The 20870-nt window shown below is 49.7% G+C and carries 22 protein-coding genes; all 22 read right to left on the reverse strand.

The features are described 5' to 3' along the window. Positions 1-10 precede the first annotated feature (10 nt). Positions 11-781, reverse strand: coding sequence for an HpcH/HpaI aldolase family protein (locus SB752_RS01060; protein WP_410713900.1), 771 nt, complete (start codon positions 779-781; stop codon positions 11-13). 102 nt (positions 782-883) lie between these two features. After that, entirely contained in the window at positions 884-1546 is a 663-nt protein-coding gene (locus SB752_RS01065) for a bifunctional 4-hydroxy-2-oxoglutarate aldolase/2-dehydro-3-deoxy-phosphogluconate aldolase (RefSeq protein ID WP_410713901.1), read from the reverse strand. A 28-nt stretch (positions 1547-1574) separates the two neighbouring features. Then, positions 1575-2519, reverse strand: coding sequence for a sugar kinase (locus SB752_RS01070; protein WP_410713902.1), 945 nt, complete (start codon positions 2517-2519; stop codon positions 1575-1577). A 35-nt stretch (positions 2520-2554) separates the two neighbouring features. After that, entirely contained in the window at positions 2555-3310 is a 756-nt protein-coding gene (kduD, locus tag SB752_RS01075; RefSeq protein WP_410713903.1) for a 2-dehydro-3-deoxy-D-gluconate 5-dehydrogenase KduD, read from the reverse strand. Further along, positions 3307-4356: a zinc-dependent alcohol dehydrogenase gene (locus tag SB752_RS01080; RefSeq protein ID WP_410713904.1), complete on the reverse strand. Its 1050-nt coding sequence runs from the start codon at positions 4354-4356 to the stop codon at positions 3307-3309. Before SB752_RS01080 ends, kduD begins: the two co-directional genes overlap by 4 nt. A gap of 34 nt (positions 4357-4390) precedes the next feature. Beyond that, on the reverse strand, positions 4391-5350 hold the full coding sequence (locus tag SB752_RS01085; RefSeq protein WP_410713905.1) for a C-terminal binding protein: 960 nt from the start codon (positions 5348-5350) through the stop codon (positions 4391-4393). Between the two features lie 15 nt (positions 5351-5365). Beyond that, a complete protein-coding gene (gene thrC, locus SB752_RS01090; protein WP_410713906.1) occupies positions 5366-6547 on the reverse strand; it encodes a threonine synthase in 1182 nt (393 codons plus the stop codon). Positions 6548-6568: 21 nt separating this feature from the next. Beyond that, entirely contained in the window at positions 6569-7294 is a 726-nt protein-coding gene (locus SB752_RS01095; RefSeq protein WP_410713907.1) for an amino acid ABC transporter ATP-binding protein, read from the reverse strand. Between the two features lie 53 nt (positions 7295-7347). Next, positions 7348-8004 carry an amino acid ABC transporter permease gene (locus tag SB752_RS01100; protein ID WP_410713908.1) on the reverse strand — a complete coding sequence of 219 codons (657 nt, stop codon included), beginning with the start codon at positions 8002-8004 and terminating at the stop codon, positions 7348-7350. A 13-nt stretch (positions 8005-8017) separates the two neighbouring features. Continuing rightward, positions 8018-8671 (reverse strand): amino acid ABC transporter permease, encoded by a 654-nt coding sequence (locus SB752_RS01105; protein ID WP_410713909.1) that lies wholly within the window; start codon positions 8669-8671, stop codon positions 8018-8020. 81 nt (positions 8672-8752) lie between these two features. Next, the gene (locus SB752_RS01110; RefSeq protein WP_410713910.1) at positions 8753-9574 is read right to left on the reverse strand and encodes a transporter substrate-binding domain-containing protein; all 822 of its coding nucleotides are present in this window, start codon (positions 9572-9574) and stop codon (positions 8753-8755) included. Positions 9575-9596: 22 nt separating this feature from the next. Further along, on the reverse strand, positions 9597-10754 hold the full coding sequence (locus SB752_RS01115; protein WP_410713911.1) for a pyridoxal phosphate-dependent aminotransferase: 1158 nt from the start codon (positions 10752-10754) through the stop codon (positions 9597-9599). A gap of 48 nt (positions 10755-10802) precedes the next feature. Continuing rightward, positions 10803-11702: a fumarylacetoacetate hydrolase family protein gene (locus SB752_RS01120; RefSeq protein ID WP_410713912.1), complete on the reverse strand. Its 900-nt coding sequence runs from the start codon at positions 11700-11702 to the stop codon at positions 10803-10805. Between the two features lie 152 nt (positions 11703-11854). Next, complete coding sequence (locus tag SB752_RS01125; protein ID WP_410713913.1) at positions 11855-12319, reverse strand: RidA family protein; 465 nt, start codon at positions 12317-12319, stop codon at positions 11855-11857. Between the two features lie 35 nt (positions 12320-12354). Next, a complete protein-coding gene (locus SB752_RS01130; protein ID WP_410713914.1) occupies positions 12355-13446 on the reverse strand; it encodes an alanine racemase in 1092 nt (363 codons plus the stop codon). A gap of 63 nt (positions 13447-13509) precedes the next feature. Beyond that, positions 13510-14532 (reverse strand): LacI family DNA-binding transcriptional regulator, encoded by a 1023-nt coding sequence (locus SB752_RS01135; protein WP_410713915.1) that lies wholly within the window; start codon positions 14530-14532, stop codon positions 13510-13512. Positions 14533-14731: 199 nt separating this feature from the next. Continuing rightward, positions 14732-15436: an ABC transporter ATP-binding protein gene (locus SB752_RS01140; RefSeq protein ID WP_410713916.1), complete on the reverse strand. Its 705-nt coding sequence runs from the start codon at positions 15434-15436 to the stop codon at positions 14732-14734. Then, positions 15423-16208: an ABC transporter ATP-binding protein gene (locus tag SB752_RS01145; RefSeq protein WP_410713917.1), complete on the reverse strand. Its 786-nt coding sequence runs from the start codon at positions 16206-16208 to the stop codon at positions 15423-15425. The genes SB752_RS01140 and SB752_RS01145 overlap by 14 nt, the downstream gene beginning before the upstream one ends. After that, positions 16201-17148 (reverse strand): branched-chain amino acid ABC transporter permease, encoded by a 948-nt coding sequence (locus SB752_RS01150; protein ID WP_410713918.1) that lies wholly within the window; start codon positions 17146-17148, stop codon positions 16201-16203. The genes SB752_RS01145 and SB752_RS01150 overlap by 8 nt, the downstream gene beginning before the upstream one ends. Before the next feature lie 12 nt (positions 17149-17160). Beyond that, positions 17161-18042, reverse strand: coding sequence for a branched-chain amino acid ABC transporter permease (locus SB752_RS01155; protein WP_410713919.1), 882 nt, complete (start codon positions 18040-18042; stop codon positions 17161-17163). Between the two features lie 104 nt (positions 18043-18146). Beyond that, positions 18147-19298, reverse strand: coding sequence for an ABC transporter substrate-binding protein (locus SB752_RS01160; RefSeq protein WP_410713920.1), 1152 nt, complete (start codon positions 19296-19298; stop codon positions 18147-18149). A gap of 48 nt (positions 19299-19346) precedes the next feature. Continuing rightward, positions 19347-20858: a histidine ammonia-lyase gene (hutH, locus tag SB752_RS01165; protein WP_410713921.1), complete on the reverse strand. Its 1512-nt coding sequence runs from the start codon at positions 20856-20858 to the stop codon at positions 19347-19349. Positions 20859-20870 lie beyond the last annotated feature (12 nt).

Here is a 20870-nt window from a genome sequence, read left to right on the forward strand (position 1 = left end):
TCCTCAAAGATTACTGCGTGTTTTTCAATTGTCCCACGAGGGAGCGCGCTGCAGCTTGAAGCAGTGAGACATCCAGCGCCACAGTGAAATATTGGATTCCCGCATCGGCCCAAGCTTGTGCCTGCTCAATCGTGGCAGCGTGAATACCTACAGCGATACCTTTAGCGCGTATGGTTTTGATCAGAGAGGCGATCGTATCCGCTACGACCGGATGATCGATTTGCCCTGGATAGCCCAGTGCCTGCGATAAATCCAGCGGACCAATATAGACGACATCGATGCCCGGAACATCCAGAATCGCGTCCAGATTTTTCAGGCCTTCCTCCGATTCGATTTGAATGATCATGAGTGTATCGTCATCAGCCTCTGCCAAGTGCTGCTCCAACGGCATCTCTCCCCAGCCGTTTGCGCGCACCGCACCGCCGAGTCCTCTCGTTCCAGCAGGAGTGTAACGTGCTCCATTTAACAGATGCGCACACTGCTCAGCGCTTTCGATTCGCGGCAACACAAAGGACGAATAGCCAATATCCATGATTCGGTACAGGTCCGCTGGGTTTTGCGTAGCAGTCCGGACCGCAAGTGGAATGTTGTGGCGATATCCCGCCAAAACCATGTAATCAAGCATTTGCAGGTCAATCGAGCTATGCTCCATATCGACATGTAAAAAATCAAATCCGACATTCCCCAGTGCCTCTACTATGATCGGGGAGGAAATTCTGATCCAGCTACCATACACACATTTTCCTTCTTTTAATTTGCTTTTGATTGGATTTACTGCCATCTGCTTTCTCTCTCCTTTTATTCCTTTTTCATATGTAGAAAAAGTACCCGCTAGGATTGGTAAGCAATTCGTTGCGGGTACTTGGTCTGCCAGTGGTCTGCTTTAGTTGTAGGCAAATGCTTTGCGTGCTTCGTGAATAGCAGCGACGTACTGCCTCGCATTTTGCGTAATTCGTGCATAATTGGCGGTTTCGAGCGTCTCGCGATCAAATAAGTTGCCCCCGATTCCGACTGCAGCTACCCCAGCCTGTATGAATGAAGCGACATTGTCCAGGTTGACACCGCCTGTTGGAATGATCGGAATATGAGGGAAGGGAGCTTTGACATCCTTTATATACTGAACGCCCAGACCGGCTGCCGGAAAGATTTTGACCAGATCGGCACCTGCTTCTATAGCGGTAATCATTTCAGTCGGTGTCATCACTCCGGGAACAGCGATTTTCCCATACCGAAGTGCAGTCTGAATCACTTCCTCGTGCAAGCTTGGACTAAACAGGAAATCAGCCCCGCTTTGAATTGCCAGACCAGCTGTTACGTTGTCGACAACTGTACCCGCTCCGACGATGGCGCGACCTTTATACTTGGCAGACAGCTTCGCAATCGTATGGAACGCTCCTTGTGAATCAACGGTTATTTCCAATGCCGTAATCCCGCCTTCGACGAGGCTGTCAGCAACCTGTTCTACCTGCTCCTCTGGAATCCGTCTAATGACAGCAATAACGCCACTCTCAACGAGCTTTTTCAAAAGCATGACTTTAGGCAGCATGATAGCTCCCCCTCTCCTATAGGTCTCTTTAGCGCAGCACTTCTTTTTTCTCATCCTGCAAAGCAATCCGATTCCAAAACGGATATCCCTCCACATCTCCTACCACAGAAAGGGCAAATGCACCTACACGATTTCCGAGCATGACCGCCTTTGATAGCGACCAGCCACGAAGCAGTCCAGACAGGAAACCCGCTGCAAAACCATCTCCCGCGCCAATCGGGTCCACAATCTCGTGTACAGGATATCCCGGTACATACTCAGCTGATTCCTGCGTCGCATAAAATGCCCCTTTTTCTCCGAGCTTCAGCACCACTACCTTGGCTCCATTCTCCAATAGGCGGGCTGCTATTTTCTCTGGCTCGGTTTCCCCGGTCATGATTTCTCCCTCTTCGATTCCTGGCATGACGATGTCGCATCTACTGGAAATATCCATTAATGCTTCGCGCGCCTCTTCTTTGGACCATAGCTTTAAACGAATATTCGGATCAAACACAACAGTGAGCTGATTCGCCCTCGCAATCTCAATCGCCCGCTCCATCATCGCTCTGCAGGAAGAGCTGAGTGCTGCCGTAATCCCGGTAAGGTGTAAAAATTTGGCCCCTGCAATATAGGTCTCGTCCAAATCGTCGGCACTCAGCTGGCTTGCTGCCGAGCCTTTACGATAATAGTAGACTTTCGGTTCATTGTTTGCCTGCCGCTCCTTGAAAAAGACAGCTGTTTGATACTTTTCATCGAATACAACCCGGGAGGTATCGACGCCTTCTCCCCGGATAAAATTGCGAACGTATAAACCGAACTCGTCATCACCCAATCTGCTGACCCAACCCGCCGCATGGCCTAATCTAGCAAGCGCAATAGCTACATTGGATTCCGCACCGCCGATTGTTTTTTCAAACTTGGTTACATACCGCAATGGACCAACAGACCCTGGAGTTAGGAGAACCATGGTTTCTCCGATTGTTACTACGTCCATACTTGCACGTCCTCCCTCAACATATGCTGCAATCATTATCTGCCCAGCCAGCCGCCATCCACTGCGAGTACATGACCGTTCACATAATCGGATGCTTGTGAAGCAAGAAAGACGATGCTCCCTTTCATATCCTCTGCCCTTCCCCAACGTCCCGTGGGAATTCTTTCGAGAATCTGGCGATTACGTGTTTCATCCTTTAGTAGTGCTTCATTCATGTCCGTAGCCATATATCCTGGCGCAATCGCATTGACCGTAATCCCTTGGCCAGCCCATTCGTTTGCGAGTGCTTTCGTCAATTGAGCAACACCGCCTTTGGCTGCAGCGTAGGCAGGTACCCGCATTCCTCCCTGAAACGACAGGAGTGACGCGATGTTGATGATTTTTCCGCGACCTTGTGCAATCATTCTTTGGCCCGCATGCTGGCACAGAATAAAGACTGTCTTCAGGTTTACGTCCAGCACATCGTCCCAGTCAGCTTCCGAAAAGTCCGCTGCGGGAGAACGACGCTGAATCCCGCCGTTGTTGACCAGAATGTCTACCTTTCCAAACACGCGATCAACCTGATCCATAACCTGTTTGACCTGATCCATTTCTGCCAGATCGCACAAAATGATTTCGCACCGGCGCCCGACTGCCTCTATTAACTCTTTTGTATGTGTGTCAGATGCATTTCGTTGCACCAAAGCGATGTCGGCCCCTGCCTCAGCCAAAGCAACTGCCATAGCCTGACCGAGTCCTCTTGTCGCTCCTGTGATGACGGCTACCTGTCCGCTCAAATTAAACATGGTCATTGCTCTCCACTTCCTGTTCCACGACCGACTTCTTCCGCATTGATCGCAATCAGGACCTTGACGGCATTACCGCCGGATAGCAGCATATCGAATCCCGTTTTTACGTCCTCAAGTGGCATCACATGCGTAATCAATTTTTCGAAGTCAAACGGCTTTTCGAGCAGCTGAGCGGCAATTTCAAAATCCTTTGGTGTATATACGCGAACGCCTTTGATCGTGATTTCTTTGAACATCGCTTGCAGCAAATCAATCGGTGCAGGCTTTTTATAAGCCGCAACAACGACAGCCGTACCGCGTATTTTCGTCGCATGCGTCAGGATTTCAGATACGGACGGATGACCGGCGCAGTCAAAGGAAAAATCAGCACCGTTCCCTTCTGTTTTCATGAGCACCTGCTCTACGATGCTGCCATTTTTTGGATCAATCGTTTCAAAACCTAAATCTTTTGCCATTTGCAGACGGAAAGGGTTCGTTTCAGCGACAATCACTCGCCCCGCCCCCAACAGCTGCAAAGAAACGGCTACACACATCCCGATCGGTCCTGCGCCAAATACGAGTGCTGTATCACCGGGAACGAAGCCGGATTGCCGAACCGCATGGACACCCACTGCCAGCGGCTCAATCAAGGCACCTGCCCTAAGAGACACATTCGTTGGCAGCGCGTGAATCGTTTCTGCCGGGGCAACCACATATTCGGCCATGGAGCCATCACAATCGATTCCCACCAGCTGAAGGTTTTTGCACACGTGACTTTTTCCGGTCTGACACGGCTCACACTCTCCGCAAAACAAGAGCGGGCGGACGGTTACAGGTGTACCTGCTGGCAAAGTCGGATGCCCCTCGATCAGCGTCCCAGACAACTCGTGCCCAATAACGAGTGGTCCCTTGGCACGCGGATGAGCGCCCACATATATATTTAGATCGGTACCGCAAATCCCTGTATAGCTCACCTTAACCAACGCCCAGCCTGTTGGCGGAGTCGGTACTTGTTTTTCCTCTACGCGAATGTCGTTTGCCCCGTAGTAGACAGCGCTTTTCATAGTCATCCTGGTACGCTCCTTCTTGTTCATGAACTACCTCTTATAGCTGATTTACTGGATAGTGAGGCTTCTCTCCTGACAAAACGCGCACCGCTTCTTCCGCCGCTTTTCGCTTTAATTCATCAAAGGCCTGTTCGGAATACCAGGCGACATGCGGCGTAATGATGCAGTTTTCCTGCTTTAGCAATGGATGATCCGGCTTTGGCGGCTCCAGCTCCATGACGTCAAGTGCTGCCCCAGCGATCCAGCCTTCTGTAAGCGCCTGATCCAGTGCGGCCTCGTCAACAATCGAACCGCGAGCTGTATTGATCAGATAGGCGGAAGACTTCATGGCCTGCAGCTCTTTTGTACTGAACAAGTTTTTCGTCTCATCTGTAAGTGGACAGTGAATCGAGATGATATCAGAGCGCTCAAGCAAATCTTCAAACGTGACACGCTCGACAAAGGATAAAGAATCCTCCCCTGCGCTTCGATGATCGTAACCAATTACGTGGAACCCTGCCCCGTGTGCCTTTTTGGCGAAAGCACTCCCGATTCGTCCAAGTCCAACGACACCGACTGTCTGTCCGCGCAATCGCAAAATCGGACGGGAAATGCTAAAGTCCCATTCTCCTTTGCGGATCGCATTGCCGAGAAGTAGCGTCTTGCGCGTAAGTGTATACATGAGTGCCAATGCATGATCGGATACTTCATCTACTCCGTAATCAGGTACGTTGCAAATCTGAATGCCATAATCAGTAGCTGCTTGTACATCTACATTGTTTACACCTACGCCGTATCGCACGATGACCTTGCAGCGTGGCAGCTTGCCAAGTACATTGCGTGTCAGAGGAGCGTACTGGTTCAGCAAGCCGTCTGCATCTACGCACTGCTGGATCACGTCTTCCTCTGTTTTGCATTCATGCAGAACCATCTGTGCAGAAGCATTTCGGATGACATTTTGTTCAATTTCCACCGATGGATGATCACAGTCGGTAATTCCTATCGTGATGCTGCTCATGCCATTTCCACCCCTCTATTTGTCTAGCACTTCCAGCAGTTGCTCCATGCTATCGTCAATGGTAGGTACTTCTCTCGCAACGTGAACATTTCCCATATCCTTTAATCCGTGTCCAGTCAAAACAACGACCACGGAATCATTTTCAGAAATTCGTTGTTCCTCCAAGCTTTTCATCAGTCCTGCTATGCCTGCTGCCGCGGAAGGCTCTACAAAGACCCCTTCCTCCTGGGCTAACAGAATTTGCGCCTCCAATATCCGGGCGTCTGATACATCTGACACAAATCCATTTGATTGCACTACGATCTGTAGCGTATAGGTTCCATCCTTTTCATACCCGACCAATCCGTCTGCAATCCCGCCCGCAATCGTTTCTGGATTGGGCTCTGAACGAACCACTGATTCACCCTGAGTAAACGCGGTTGCGATCGGATTATTTCCTGCTGCCTGGATTCCTGCCATTCTGGGAAGCTTTGCTCCCGGATGATACCGGTGATGCTCCAAATATCCTCTGTAAATACCAATGAGCAATGGTCCGGCCCCAATCGGTACATAGATTACATCTGGAACCATTCCATTCATCTGTTCATACAGCTCATAGGCTACGAGCTTGTTTCCCTCTACCGTGTACGGATTCAGAAGGGTTGTCGTCAAATTAAAAATGTTCTGACTCTGACCGAGCTGCTTCGCCAGCGAAAAACAGTTGCTGTACGGCCCTTTCACACGGATGACCTTGGCTCCGTAAGCGAGGGTCTGCCTTACCTTTTCAAGCGGTGTGGATTCTGGGACAAGGATGATTGCTTGAAGCCCCGCACGCGCAGCATAAGCAGCGACTGAGGCGGCTCCATTTCCACTGGAAGCAGCAATGACTTGTTGAAAACCAAATTCAACTGCTTTCGTAATCCCGATGGATACAGGGCGATCTTTGAAAGATCCAGTAGGATTCATGAATTCACATTTAAGCAGCAGCGTCTTGATGCCTAGCCTTTTCGCAAGCCGTGGAGCCGATAGCAGTCTGGTATCTCCTTCCCCTAAATGAATTCGATTCTGCTCGGAAACCGGGAGCAAAGCAGACGAGCCATCCGCTTGCGCAATCGCATAAGTAACCTCCAAAATTCCCCCGCACTCCCCACACTCGTACAGGGGGGCGAGAGGATACGCCTTATGACAAACGACACATGTTAAGCCTGTTGCATGCATGTTGGCACCCCCTGCCTGCTCTTAGATCACCTTGCGCAAAAAGGCTTGCGTGCGCTCATTTTTAGGTGCACGGAAGATCTCTTCTGGATTTCCTTCTTCGACGATGTAGCCTTGGTCCATGAAAATAACCCGGTCCGCTACTTCACGGGCGAATCCCATCTCATGCGTCACGACTACCATCGTCATGCCTTCTTGTGCCAGGTCCTTCATGACATTCAGGACCTCTCCAACCAACTCAGGGTCTAGTGCTGAAGTCGGCTCGTCAAACAGGATGATTTTGGGATTCATTGCCAGTGCACGCGCAATGGCTACACGCTGCATTTGCCCCCCGGACAGGTTCCCCGGATAGGAATCAGCCTTTTCCTTTAGTCCTACCTTAGCGAGCAATTCCAGTGCTTTGGCGCGCGCTGCTTCCTTGGACTCGTGCTTTACGATGACGGGAGCAAGCATGACATTTTCCAGAGCCGTCTTGTGTGGAAAAAGGTTGAATTGCTGAAAGACCATTCCTACCTCGGTACGAACCATATTGATATCCGTTTTGGCATTCGTGATGTCATGCTGGCCAATCAAAACCTGACCGCTTGTGATTTGCTCCAACAAATTGAGGCAACGCAGAAAGGTGCTTTTTCCCGAGCCAGAGGGACCAATGACGCATACCACTTCTCCCTCTTTAATCTCGCAATCGATACCTTTTAGTACCTCCAGCTTGCCGTAGCTTTTATGCAAATCCTTCACTTGAATATTCATTTATGATCTCCCTTCCCACTACCAGCCTTTTATACCAAGTGACGAGGCCATACTTACGTTGAGCCCAGAAATCTCTTTTCGAAGTAATATGATGCCTTGGACAATCCGAAGCAGAGTACGAAATACACCGCGGCAACTGCAAGGAAAGAGGCGATCGGGTTAAAGGTCAGGCTGCTGACGACCTTTCCTGCTTTTGTCAGATCAATGTAACCGATGATGGAAACCAGCGATGAGTCCTTGATTAATGCGATGAAAAATCCGATCCCCGGCGGAATGATGAACTTCATTGCTTGTGGTACAATCACATGCCGGAATTTTTGAAAAGTAGTCATGCCCAAAGCATCTGCTGCTTCGAATTGTCCTTTTGGTACGGACTGAATTCCCCCTCTGACGATTTCGCCCAAATAAGCGCCTGCGTAAATCGAGAGAGCCATAACAGCGGAAAAGCCTTTGGAAAAGTTAATGCCGATATGGAGCATCGGGAGCGCAAAGTAAATCAAAAAGATGATCATCAAAAGGGGAACTCCCCTGACCAGTCTGATGTATAGGGATGAAAGTGCGTTTGCCAGCTTGTTTTTGGATGAGGCTCCGAGGCCAACGATGCCCCCGATCGCACCACCTATCAGTAATGAGAAGAAACAAAGCTGGATCGTCAGCCACGCTCCTTTTAGGATAGGGACGAGATGTATCCAACCAAAATCTTGAGTCATTGTAATCCTCCCTTTACCATTTGAACACTTTCCTTGCCAAAGCGTTGGACAGGTACACAAAGATAGATGAGCAACCGTAGTAGAGCACCGTGGCAATCAGTGTAATTTCCAATGTCCTGGATGTTTGAGTCTCGATATTCATCACTTGATACGTCAGTTCCTCAAGCGAAATAATGGAGGCGACGGAAGAGAACAAGAACAGCAAGACAAGCTGGTTTGTCAAAGCTGGAAACGCTGTGCGAAAAGCGGGTGGCAAAATGACATGGCGGAAGGTTTGGGCTGCGTTCATCCCCAGTGCGCTACCTGCTTCATAAAGCCCTTTTGGAACACTGCTTAGACCAGCACGGAATATTTCAGCTGTATACGCAGCATTGTTAATTGTGATCCCGATCAAGGCAGACCACAATGGACTAATATCCAGTCCCAATTGCCCCATTCCGAAATAAAGCAGGTACAACTGCACGATCAATGGCGTATTGCGAAAAATCTCAATGTACGTGTTCCCAAAATAGCGAAGGGGAGTGATCTTGCTGGATTTGGCCAAGGCGACAAACAAACCGAGCACCGTACCGGCAAGCATACAGATGACCGTAATCATCAAGCTCGTGCCAAGACCACTTATCAGCAAAGGAATGTACGGGATAATATCATGGAAAACCAAATTCACGAACCAATCACCTCATTCTCAGGGTGATCAGAACGGGAGAACCACGTCCCCCGTTCCGATTTATATGGGACTGCCAGAGGATTAGTAGGTAAGCAGCTTCGGTGCATCTACACCAAATCGATTCTTGTATAATTCTGCGCCCTCACCGGAATAGTTCAGGTTGCGGATAAAGTGATTCAGGTAGTTGAGCCATTCCTGATCGCCTTTTTTGACGCCCATCGCAATATAAGAGGATTGGAACGGTTGACCAGGCAGCGATTCGAATTCCTGATTCTTTTTCAGCAAGTCGAGAATGATTCCATCTTCTTCTACAAAGACATCAACCTTGCCCGTTTTCAGTGCCAAAAACGCATCTGCTGTGGAATCAAAGCGAACGAGCTGTGCTTCCGGGTAGTACTTGCTCAGCGCGATATCACCTGTGGAGCCTTTGGATACAGAAACTTTCTTTCCTTTTACGCCATCCCAGCTGCTGATCGGTTTATTTTTTGGATACATGGGCACCAAGCCAGCTGCGGAGTATGGAATGGTAAAGTTGATCGACTTCGCGCGCTCATTGGTTGGGGTAAATACAGAGATGGCTACATCGACCTTGTCGGATTCCAGAAGCGGGATGCGGTTTACGCCGTCAGTCGTTACGAATTCAATTTCAGCTCCCAACGACTCTGCGAGCTTGCGGGCAATATCAGGGTCAAAGCCTTCGTATTCACCAGAAGCGTTCAGTACACTCCAGCCTGGGCTGTCAGCGTAAGTGGCGATGCGGATTTTTTTCGAGGCGATGATTTTATCGAGTCGGCTCTGCGTATTTTGCGTAGGTGACGAACCTGTTTCGGAGCTGCAAGCAGTAACCAACAGAACGAGCGACATCATGAGAGTCAGTAATGCACTTTTCTTTTTACGAAACATCGTAGAATCCCCCTTGATTTTGTTATTGTTTTCTATGTTTTGTTACAAAATCACAAATCCGCTTAATGCCTTCTAACAATTGGGAATCTTCAGTCGCAAGAGAGATGCGAATCATGTGTGCAGTCGTCGATCCAAAGGTAGTTCCCGGAGCCACTGCAACCCTGGATTCTTTGACCAAGGCAATCGCTAGATTCTCCTCTTCTGTTTCTACCCCGGAGAGATCGATCATCATGTAGAAAGCTCCCTTAGGCTTGTACGCCTTGATGCCAGCTTCCTCCAGTAGCTTGTAAGCGCTGTCACGCCTGGCATGATAAATCTCGCGCATTTCGTGAACGAACTCCTGCGTCGAGGAGATGGCTGCCTCCGCAGCTTTTTGCGATACGGACGATGCACATGAGACGAGCGGCTCCAAAACTTTTGCAATAACGGCTGCAATCTGCTGCGGAGCAACTGCATAGCCGACCCTCCAGCCAGTCATCGCGTAGTTTTTGGAGAAGCCGAAGATGCTGATCACTCTGCCCTCTGTGTCATAGGACATCGGGGAGATATGCTTATCCTCGAAAACGATCCCGTCGTAGACCTCATCGGAAATGACGTATAGATCGTGCTTAGAAGCGAAGGCGAGGATTTCCTTGATGTTCGTTTCACTGAGTACGCCGCCTGTAGGATTTCCCGGCGAGTTGATGATAATCGCTTTTGTATTTGGCGTAACTACTTTCTCCAGCTCAGCCACATCCGGGACAAAGCCTGAGTCCGGCAAAAGCTTGTAACGCTTCGGGATCGATTCTTGGCTCAAAATGATCTGCTCATAATTTGGCCAGCCCGGATCAGGAATTAAGACCTCTTCACCGGATTCCACAAGCGACAAAATCGTTGCGGCAAGTGCGTTTACCGCTCCTGCAGTGACCACAATCTGATCGGTATTTACCTGTATTTCGTAATGGCGCTTCAGGTGATCTGCGATAGAGCTGCGCAGGCTGACCAATCCGGCATTTGCCGTATAGTGGGTAAACCCTTCGTTCATAGCTGCAAATGCTGCTTCGCGAATGTGGAGTGGTGTGTTGACATTCGGTTCACCCACTTCCAGATGGATCACATCCGGGATCGTTGCTGAGTAGTCCATGATTTGGCGTATGCCTGAACGTGGCAAGCCGCTTCTCGTTTGGGATAATGCTTTCATGTTCGCTTGTACCTCCTTGGGGGGTAGGAATTAGAGTGTGTAGATGATTCAGGCTTCGTCTTGAAAACGATTCGTCAAGCGACCGAGCTTTTCGATTTCAATCGTTGCTTCGTCTCCAGCCGCAAGCCAGATCTGCTTTTCCTTTGGATACCCCAAAATGACTCCCTCTGGTGTTCCCGTCAAAATGATGTCACCCGGTTCCAATGTCATGTACGAAGAGATATAGCTGACAATTTCGTCACAGGCGAAGATCATATCGCCGGTATTGGAGTCTTGTCTCACCTCGCCACCTACATACGAGCGAATCCGCAGATCGTTTGGGTTGCCTACTTCATCAGAGGTGACCAGGTAGGGACCCACCGGACAAAATCCGTCACAGCTTTTGCCGAGCAGCCATTGGCTAGTCCTGTTTTGCAGGTCACGCGCTGAAAGATCATTGGCATTGCAGTAGCCGAATACGTATTCCAGAGCGTTTTCCTTGGAGACATGCTTCGCTTTTTTCCCGATGACGATCGCGAGCTCCGCTTCGTAATCCACTTGGCTTGTTCCTTTCGGAAGCTGAATCGTTTCCCCGTGGGCTGCAATACTGTTCGTGAATTTGTTGAACAGTACGGGTGATTCGGGAATCGGGAGCTTGGACTCTATCGCATGCTTGCGATAATTGAGGCCTACACAGATGATTTTTCCTGGATACGGAACACATGGTCCGAGCCGCAGACTGTCTTCCGCAAGCCATAGCTCGTCATCATCTGCATCGCCTGCCAGCGTCAAAAGCCTCGCAAGCGACTCCAGCACCTCGACTCCGCCCTCTACAATCTGTTCGATCGACTGTAAGCTGAGATCGTCGGTGTGATATGTACCCGCTGCTTTGGAGATATCCAAGATTCCCCGCTCCGTCTTGATCCCTACTTGCAAGCCTCTCTCTGTATGAAAGGTCAGCAACTTCATTCTGTCATCCTCCCACGGTGGTTGTTGAATTTAGCAGGAAATTTGCACCATCTGAAATCTGATATCTGATGCATTAGAATCGTTTTATGGATCATACTACTAGCGAACATAGCTTGTGTCAATTCATTTTTTTATAATTCTGAACATATTCTCTATTCCTTAATTTGAACGATCATTTCGATTTCTACTGGGGTATGAAACGGCAGCTCGGACGTCCCTATCGCGGACCTCGCATGTCTTCCCTGTTCTCCAAATACTTCTTCCAGTAAAGCAGAAGCCCCATTGATTACATAAGGCTGATCAGCAAAACCAGGCGCGCTGTTTACAAAAGCCAGCAGCTTTACAATCCGCTCGATTTTATCCAAATCGCCAAGATGTGTCTTCAGTACAGCAAGCAGATTGATCATCGTTTGTCTCGCAGCCAGCTGTCCCTCTTCAATTGTCAGCTCTTGTCCCAGCTTACCCGTAAACATCAGCTTGCCACTGGCCCGACAGTCGTTCCCTGATGTATAAACCATATTTCCTACCGTTACTGCCGGTACGTAAATGGCTGCAACAGGCGGCGGCTCAGGTAGCGTAATGCCCAGCTCTTGTAATCGCTGTTCAATTTTCCCCATGTGGAAACACTTCCTTTTGGTTAATGTAAATGCTCTTAATAGTTGCAGCCTCGCGCGTCCACGCGGATCGTATCTACTACCTGCTGCCCTCTGACCGACGTAAGTGAATCATTCAGATTCGGAATAACACACGCATGGTTCGGGATGATTTCAATACGGTCTCCCACAGAAAAGGAAACGCTTGCAGGATCGAATTGCAGCATGCCATGCTCTTCATTTAGTGCCATGATCTGTACAGCTGGATGACCTACTACAATCCCATATCCTTCATGATCTGGGGCACGATCGCTCGTCAATGTCTTGGAACCGGCATCAATCGACGCTCTCCCCGGGATCGGGACACTGACTACGGTAGCGATCACGCGCAGCGCACAGTCCTTCTCCTCCACAAGCCCGAGCTTTACCGCTGTTACATCATTAAATATATAATTGCCTGCTCGAACCTCAGTGACCCCTCGCAAATCTTCACATAGTAAAGAGGTTGGTGTGGAGCCTGCGCTGATGATCGGCAAGGAAATGCCAACTTCCTGCAGCTCGTCTGTAATCCTGCGAATCAGCTCTGACTCTTTTTTGACCACAGACTGGAGCGCCTCTTTACCTTTTTCCCGATAGATTTGTCCAAAGTAAGAGAGGATACCTGCGATGTGTATACCTTCCAGCTCCCGCAGTGCACAAGCGAACGAGACGAGCTCATCCCCTGGCTGCCTGCCTCCGCGATGCAGACCTCCATCGACTTCAATCAGGACTTGTACTGGCTTACCAGTCGTTATTCCTACCTCGGAAAGCCCTTTTGCCCCCTCCATACTGTCTACCACGGTCATCATTTCAATAGATTGGTGGAGTCTGGCAAAGCGATCGAGCTTTTCTTTTCCAATAAGCGGAAAGGCAACCAAGATGTTGTCTAATCCCGCTGCAGCAAACACTTCAGCTTCCGACAGCTTGGCTACTGTGATACCATGCGCCCCTGCTGCGAGCTGCATTTTGGCAAGCGCAACAGACTTATGTGTTTTCATATGTGGCCGATGCTTGATTCCTTGCTCTGCCAGCTTGCCTGCCATTTTTGCTAGATTCGCTTCTACGATGTCCAGATCTACGATCACCGCTGGCGTCGTTAGTTGCTCGTACAAGTAAGGCACCTCCTTTTTTAGTTAATCGTTTTCGTATATCGATTAACTAACTTCCAAAAAAAATTAGAATTCTGTGGATTCTCGTTGGATGAGCTGCATCATCAGCTCCAAGGTCTGTGGCGGTGCTTCTTGTCCCTTTTGAATTTGCGCGATCATCATCTCCGCGGCTTGGCGCCCTATTTCATATGTAGGCTGAGACAATACGGTCAAGGTTGGTCTTGCAATCGACGCCCACTCGGGATCATCGAAGCCAATCAGCAGCAAATCCTCTGGCACCTGATAATTCAAGTGATGAATGGCTTTTAGCACCATCAGTGAGAGCTTTCCGTTACCGGCAATTAGACCGATTTTTTCATTTGGCTGCTTGCTTTCAACCAAGCTTTTTACATACTCATTCACCAATGGCTGCGAATACTCTTCGATGACGTTCAATGACGCCTGAACCTTGCTGTTGTTTTTGGCAAACTGTTCAAAAGCAAAAATACGCTCATACCGAGGGCTGATGCCATCCGGGTCAGATATAAAGAGATGGAGACGATCGCAGCCTCTTGCGGTCAAATGCTCAATCGCGAGAAGCGTACCCTGTGTGTTGTCAGTAGTTACAGTAGAAAAAGGCATTCCTGGCAGCTTGCGGTCGATCAACAGAACTGGAATGGCTGCTCCAATCCGCATCAGCAAATCGTTGTTTTTGCCCGAAGAGTTGATAATCAAGCCATCGATGTGCTTCGATTCCAGCATCATGAGACTTTCCCGTTCTTTCTCGGGATCTTCGTTCGCATTGCAGATGATGATGCTATATCCAAGCTGGCTGCATATCTCTTCCATTCCCTGGATGACCGAGACCGAGTATGGGTTGCCGATATCCGCTACTACGAACCCGATCGTATTGCTGCGGTCGTTGCGAAGTCCGCGTGCCAGCTGATTCGGTTTGAAGTCCAGCATCTCGATAGACTTCTGAATCTTTTCCTTTGTTTCCTGGCCCATCGCTTCATAGCGTCCGTTTAGAAAGCGGGAGATCGTAGTAGTAGATACACCTGCATGCTTTGCTACGTCTTTTATTGTGACTTTTACTAGTTTCTTTTTCATGTACAGCCTCCTTAGTTAATCGTTATACGATAACGATTAACTATCTGAAAACATCATATTCCTACTAGCTGACAAAATCAATACATTTTTTAAAATGATCTGACATTTCTGCATTCAAAGAAAATGGCTGTCGCGCAGGCGGCCACGGCTCCACCGTTCTGCTGACAGCCACCAAGTTTTTTTGTTCATGCTCCTCTTTTCAGCTCCCCAAATACGCCTTCTTCACGTTATCCTGCTCACGGAGGTTTTGAGCCGTATCGTGCAGTCGAATCTCTCCATTTTCTAGCACGTAACCGCGGTCTGCTACGGACAAAGCCATCAATGCGTTTTGTTCAACCAGTAGAATCGTGATGCCCTGCCCTTTGATGCGGCGAATGGTCTCGTATATGTCTTTGACAACGATTGGTGCCAGACCCATGGAGGGTTCATCCAATATGAGCAAGCTGGGCTTCGCCATCAGCGCGCGCCCAATCGCCAGCATCTGCTGTTCCCCTCCACTCATCGTGCCTGCCATCTGGTTTTTTCGTTCAGCTAATCGGGGAAATAACTGATATATGTGTTCGATTTCTTTTTGCAGCGACGTTTTGGATATTTTCCGAGCGTACGCACCCATCAGTAAGTTTACTGCCACCGTCAGCTTGGGAAAAACCCGCCTCCCTTCTGGAACCATCACGATTCCTTCGCGGACGATTTGGTGAGTCGCTTTGCCCTGCAGCTCGACTCCCCGATATTGAATCATTCCGCGCGAGGGGGTAATCCCGCAAATCGCATGCAAGGTTGTCGTTTTTCCAGCCCCATTGGAGCCGATCAGCGTCACGACTTCCCCCTCGTTTACTTCAAGCGATATATCTCGAACCGCCTGAATCCCTCCATAGGAAACATGCAGCTGTTCAATTCGCAGCACGCTGAGTCACCCCCTCTGTGTCTACCTTGCCGATGTAAGCCTCAATGACCTCCGGATTGGAAATGACCACTTCCGGAATATCATCGGCAATCTTGACCCCGTGATCCAGCACAGCAATCCGATCACATAACCCTGTCACCATCGTCACATTATGCTCGATCAGGATGACCGTTGTCCCATTCTCCCTGATTTTTCGGATGAGTGCGGTCATTTCCTGCACTTCCTCTGCATTCATCCCGGCTGTCGGTTCATCTAGAAGCAGCATTTTGGGCTTGGCAACCAGCGCCCTGGCTATCTCCACACGCCGTTGATTCCCGTAGGATAGACTTCCTGCCCCCAGCTGCTCATAGTTCGCAAGTCCAACCAGCTCCAGCAGACGCAAGCTTTCCGTATGCACAAATGCTTCTTCTTCCTTTGCCGAGCGAAGCCCCAAAATTGCGGCCCACAGTCCACTGGACGTTTTGCCAAACATGCCGAGAGCCACATTGTCCAGGACAGTTTCTTCTTTCAATAAACGGATGTTTTGAAAAGTCCGCGATATCCCGCTTTTGGCAATGCGATACGGCTTTAGCCCATGGATCGGCTTTCCCTCAAACGTGATGGTGCCAGCATCCGGCTTGTAAATCCCGGTCAATATGTTAAAAAAGGTCGTTTTGCCTGCTCCATTTGGACCGATCAAGCCGAAAATCTCTCCCTGGTTCACTTGCAGGCTCACCTGATCCACTGCAATCAAGCCCCCGAAGCGCTTCGTGATGCCTTCGATTTTAAGCAACCTGATCACCACCCTTGATCGACGATTCCTTGCCTGTCGAGTAGCGCTTCCCCTTTTTAAAGGCAGTCTTGCCAAACAAGCCTTTTGGACGATAGCGCATCACGATAACCATCAACAGACCATAGACCATCATCTTGTACACGTCGAGGTTTTGCATCTCCATAAAATCAAGCTTGAACAAGCGAAACAGCTCAGGCAAAAGGTACAGGACACTGACGCCAAACAGGGTGCCGCGTATACTGCCGAGTCCTCCCAGTACCACCATGCTCAGTACTGTCACTGAGATGGTAAAGCCAAACGATTCTGCACTGATATACGATGCCTTGTGGGCAAAAAGCGCCCCAGCCGCTCCCGCATAAGCGCCACCTATCGCAAACACCAGCACTTTGTAGTAGGTGGTGTTAATGCCCATTGCTTGTGCCACCATCTCATCCTCTCGAATCGTCATCCATGCCCGTCCGATACGAGATTTCGTCATCTTCTGCATCACGAAAATTCCTGCCAACAGTACAACCACAACCAGCAGCAGGTAGCCTACATTTTTCAGCTCCACTCCAAATAACGAGGGCGCGGGGATGGAGTCGATTCCGTAAGCACCACCTGTGATTTCCGCATTTTTAAAAAAGGATTGAGCGATCAATCCAAGCCCGAGCGTCGTAATCGCTAAAAAATCTTCCCGCACTCGCAGGCTTGGTAGCCCCAAAATCGCACTGATAACAAACGTAATGACCACAGCACTCCCCATCGAGGCCCACGGATTCATACCGTATGTGACTGACAAAATCGCTGAGCTATAGGCCCCGATGCCGTAAAAGGCTGCGTGCCCGAGCGATACCTGTCCCGCATAGCCCGTAATCAGATTCAAGCCGAGCCCTAACAGGAGATAGATGATCAAGAAGACGACAATATCGACGTAGTACGGGTTCAACATGTCATCCATCAGATTCATCACCTACACTTTCTCAATATGCTTACCAAATAACCCAGATGGTCTGATCAGCAAAATCAAAATGAGGATCACAAACGCAATCGCGTCTTTATCAATCACGAGGTCAGTCATGAAGCCGTCACCCAGTGACTCAACGATCCCAAGAAGTAGACCGCCAACGATGGTACCACGTATGGAGCCAAGCCCGCCCAGTACGACTACACAAAACGCCTTTAGACCAGGCAGTGCGCCCATCGTTGGTGAAATCGAGTTAAAATTGATGGCAACGAGAACCCCTGCAACCGCGGCTAAAGCCGAGCCTAGCATAAAGGTGACAGCGACCACTCGATTGACATTGACCCCCATTAACGATGCCGCGCGAATATCCTGGGCGGCCGCCTGAATCGCGATCCCCAGCTTGGTTAGCTTGAGAAAGGCGTACAGCAAGCCTAGACAAACCACCCCTGTGATGATGATGTACAGCTTTGTGTTCGTTATCGTGATCGAATCTGTGAGCGTGATGATTGAGGTTGTAATTCCCGTTTCTGGAAAGGCGCGCGAATCGGAGGTAAACATCACTTGAAATACATTTTCCAGGAAAATCGAAATACCAACCCCACTGATCAGCGTCGTGATCGGATGCGTTCCTCGCAGCGGCCGATAGGCAAAACGCTCAATGCTCATACCGACAATCCCCGATACGACCATGGCAAAAAGCAGAGCGATTGCAAAAGGAAGCTGCAAGTACAAAATACCGATCATGGCTGCAAAGGCTCCGATCATGTAAATGACGCCATGCGCAAAATGGAGCAGTCTCAAGACGCCATACACCATCGTAAGGCCAAGCGCGATCAGGACATAATGAAAGCCTAGTGCTATGCCATTGAGCAGTTGTTGAGCAAGCATATCTCGCTTCACCCCATTTCTAAAAAATGGAAAAATCTATTGAATTGCCAAAAAGAGGACCAGCCGATTAGTCCTCTTTCCCCGAATATCACTCACAGATTGATTCAGTTGTATACCTTCGAATGTACGAATTGGAACTTTCCATCCTTGATCGTCATAAAAATGACGGGCTTGATGACCTCATGATCGGCTCCAAACGTTATTTTTCCCGAGGTGCCCTCAAAATCTTTCGTTTCGTTGATCGCTTTAGCGAGCTGCTCCTTGTCGGTCCCCACCTTTTTCATTCCTTCTAAAATGACCATTGCGGCATCATAGCTTTGGGACGCCAGCATGCCCGGCTCACTCTTGTATTTCGCCGTATAGTCTTTGACAAATTTCTGGACAATGTCACGCTGATCCGATGTGTAGAACGAGGTAGTAAAGGTAGAGTCCTCTGTGTTTGATTTCCCCAGCTCCAAATATTTCGGAGAATCAAATCCGTCCACGCCCAATAGCTGTGCGCTGATTCCTGCTTCCTTAGCCTGCTGGACGATAGCCGCCGCCTCGTTATAATATCCCACGACATAGAGCGCGTCTGGATTCGCTGCCTTTATCGCGGTTAAAAGCGAGCTAAAATCTTTGTCTCCCATCTTGAACGGCTTATCGATCACCACTTTGGCCCCAAGCTTCTCTGCCTCGATTTTGAATGCGCCGTAAATGGATTTCCCGTAGTCTATGTTCACGTAGAGGACAGCAATATTTTCCTTTTTCAGGTCATTCACTGCGTAATCGGCTATTGCTTTTCCCTGGATATCACCCGTATAGATCACCCGATTGATGTAGTCTCCGCCTGTCGTGATATCGGGATGAACAGCGTACGCGACGACCATCGGGATTTTGGCTTCTTGCACTTTAGGAGCAACCGTTTTGGCAGGTCCACTGTAGGCGCCATTCACGATCGCCACTACTTTGTCGCTGTTGATTAATTTTTGCACAGCTTTGAGCGCTTCCTCCGGCTTGCCTTGGTCATCCTCAGTCACAAGCTGAATTTGTTTGCCGCCTATCCCTCCAGCAGCATTCACCTGCTCAACAGCAAGCAGCGCAGCGTCCCGACTGAGCGTACCATCTGTTGCCGTGGGGCCGGTTAACGGTCCGAACCAGCCCAGTTTGATCGTATTCGCATCTGCTGACGAGCTGGCAGAGTTACTCCCTGCACATCCAGATACGAGAAGTGCCACTCCCAAAAAGGCAGCGAACAATCCATTCCGTTTTTTCAACACACCTTCCCCCTTTAGTGGATTTATTTGCGGAATATTCCGATATATCTACACAATCGCTTCTGCTAACAATGCCTGCGCAAGTATTTCAATCTGCTCACTGATCGCTGTATCCGTCTTAAGTGGCGGGATGATTTCTCGTACCCACTCCAGGTGCTGGCGTGTTCGCGGTGCCAGGTCATCCTCTGCTTGCTGCAAATAAATCGCCTGCGAAGCGCATATCATTTCAATGGCAATGACACGAGCCGCATTCCCAATGATTTCACGTGATTGACGTGCGGCAATCGTACCCATGCTGACATGGTCTTCCTGATTCGCCGAGGACGGAATTGAATCGACGCTGGCGGGATGGGCAAGCACTTTATTTTCCGAGACAAGTGCGGCAGCTGCGTACTGGGCAACCATCAATCCACACTCAAGGCCTGGATTGGGTGCGAGGAACGGGGATAAACCGCTTAGCTGTGGATTCACCAGTCTCTCGATTCTACGCTCGGAAATATTTGCCCACTCGGCGGCGGCGATTTTGAGCAAATCCATCGCCAAGGCAATCGGTTGACCGTGGAACTGCCCACCAGAGAGAACACGTCCATCCTCAAGCACGATCGGGTTGTCAGTCGTCGCATTCATTTCCGTCAAAATTTTATCTTCTGCATACCCCCACGCTTGCCAGGATGCGCCATGTACTTGCGGAATGCAACGAATCGAGTAGGCATCCTGTACGCGCAGTTCCCCTTGCTGGGTAATTCTGCGACTGCCACCAAGCCACGTCCGTATACGTCCCGCTACCAGCTCCAGCTCCTTGTGCGGGCGAGTCGCCAGCAGTTCAGGCGAAAAGGCATCGATGATCCCACGCAGCGCTTCCATCGTCAGGCAAGCAGCCATATCCGCGGCCAGCCCGAGATGCTCAGCCTCCGTAATCGCGATTGCTCCTACGCCTGTCATACATTGCGTCCCGTTAATCAAAGCCAAGCCTTCCTTTGCACCCAGCTTGACTGCGGCAAGTCCGGCACGCTCTAGAGCCACTTTTCCAGGCAAGCGCTCTCCCTCGTATTCCGCATAGCCTTCTCCAACAAGAATCAGCGCCATGTGAGCCAAAGGAGCCAAATCTCCACTTGCCCCAAGCGAGCCTTTGGAAGGGACGATGGGATGAATCCCCCGGTTTAGGCAATCGATCAAGAGCTGCAAGGTTTCTGCACGGATTCCGGAATAGCCTTTGGCAAGCGCATTCGCTCGCAGGACGAGCATCGCGCGAACAACGGGTATAGGCAGTGGTTCTCCTACACCAACCGCATCGGCCCGCAAGAGATTCAATTGCAAAAGGCCAACGTCTTCTGCATCAATGCTCACATCACTAAGCTTTCCAAAGCCTGTATTGACGCCATAGATGATTTTTCCTGCGGCTACCTGCTCTTCGATTCGTCTTCGGCTTTCCTGTACGCGTATCCATGCCTCCTCCGATATGACGCACTTCGCTTTCCTCTCCACAATCTGACGCAGCTGTTCACGCGTCAATCGATCTCCGTCTAGCGCCACTACTTCCGCAAATTGTGCTTGTGTCACTGGCTCATCCAT

This window comes from Brevibacillus sp. SIMBA_040 (assembly GCF_046535075.1).
Taxonomy (GTDB): Bacteria; Bacillota; Bacilli; order Brevibacillales; family Brevibacillaceae; genus Brevibacillus.

Coding starts and splice junctions, on each gene's coding strand:
- SB752_RS01085 (WP_410713905.1), bottom strand. CDS start 5,350: ATGAGCAGCATCACGATAGGAATTACCGACTGTGATCATCCATCGGTG.
- SB752_RS01080 (WP_410713904.1), bottom strand. CDS start 4,356: ATGACTATGAAAAGCGCTGTCTACTACGGGGCAAACGACATTCGCGTA.
- SB752_RS01125 (WP_410713913.1), bottom strand. CDS start 12,319: ATGGGGAAAATTGAACAGCGATTACAAGAGCTGGGCATTACGCTACCT.
- SB752_RS01155 (WP_410713919.1), bottom strand. CDS start 18,042: ATGCTTGCTCAACAACTGCTCAATGGCATAGCACTAGGCTTTCATTAT.
- thrC (WP_410713906.1), bottom strand. CDS start 6,547: ATGCATGCAACAGGCTTAACATGTGTCGTTTGTCATAAGGCGTATCCT.
- SB752_RS01095 (WP_410713907.1), bottom strand. CDS start 7,294: ATGAATATTCAAGTGAAGGATTTGCATAAAAGCTACGGCAAGCTGGAG.
- kduD (WP_410713903.1), bottom strand. CDS start 3,310: ATGACCATGTTTAATTTGAGCGGACAGGTAGCCGTCATCACAGGAGCG.
- SB752_RS01115 (WP_410713911.1), bottom strand. CDS start 10,754: ATGAAAGCATTATCCCAAACGAGAAGCGGCTTGCCACGTTCAGGCATA.
- SB752_RS01120 (WP_410713912.1), bottom strand. CDS start 11,702: ATGAAGTTGCTGACCTTTCATACAGAGAGAGGCTTGCAAGTAGGGATC.
- SB752_RS01060 (WP_410713900.1), bottom strand. CDS start 781: ATGGCAGTAAATCCAATCAAAAGCAAATTAAAAGAAGGAAAATGTGTG.
- SB752_RS01065 (WP_410713901.1), bottom strand. CDS start 1,546: ATGCTGCCTAAAGTCATGCTTTTGAAAAAGCTCGTTGAGAGTGGCGTT.
- SB752_RS01110 (WP_410713910.1), bottom strand. CDS start 9,574: ATGTTTCGTAAAAAGAAAAGTGCATTACTGACTCTCATGATGTCGCTC.
- SB752_RS01070 (WP_410713902.1), bottom strand. CDS start 2,519: ATGGACGTAGTAACAATCGGAGAAACCATGGTTCTCCTAACTCCAGGG.
- SB752_RS01100 (WP_410713908.1), bottom strand. CDS start 8,004: ATGACTCAAGATTTTGGTTGGATACATCTCGTCCCTATCCTAAAAGGA.
- SB752_RS01150 (WP_410713918.1), bottom strand. CDS start 17,148: ATGGATGACATGTTGAACCCGTACTACGTCGATATTGTCGTCTTCTTG.
- SB752_RS01135 (WP_410713915.1), bottom strand. CDS start 14,532: ATGAAAAAGAAACTAGTAAAAGTCACAATAAAAGACGTAGCAAAGCAT.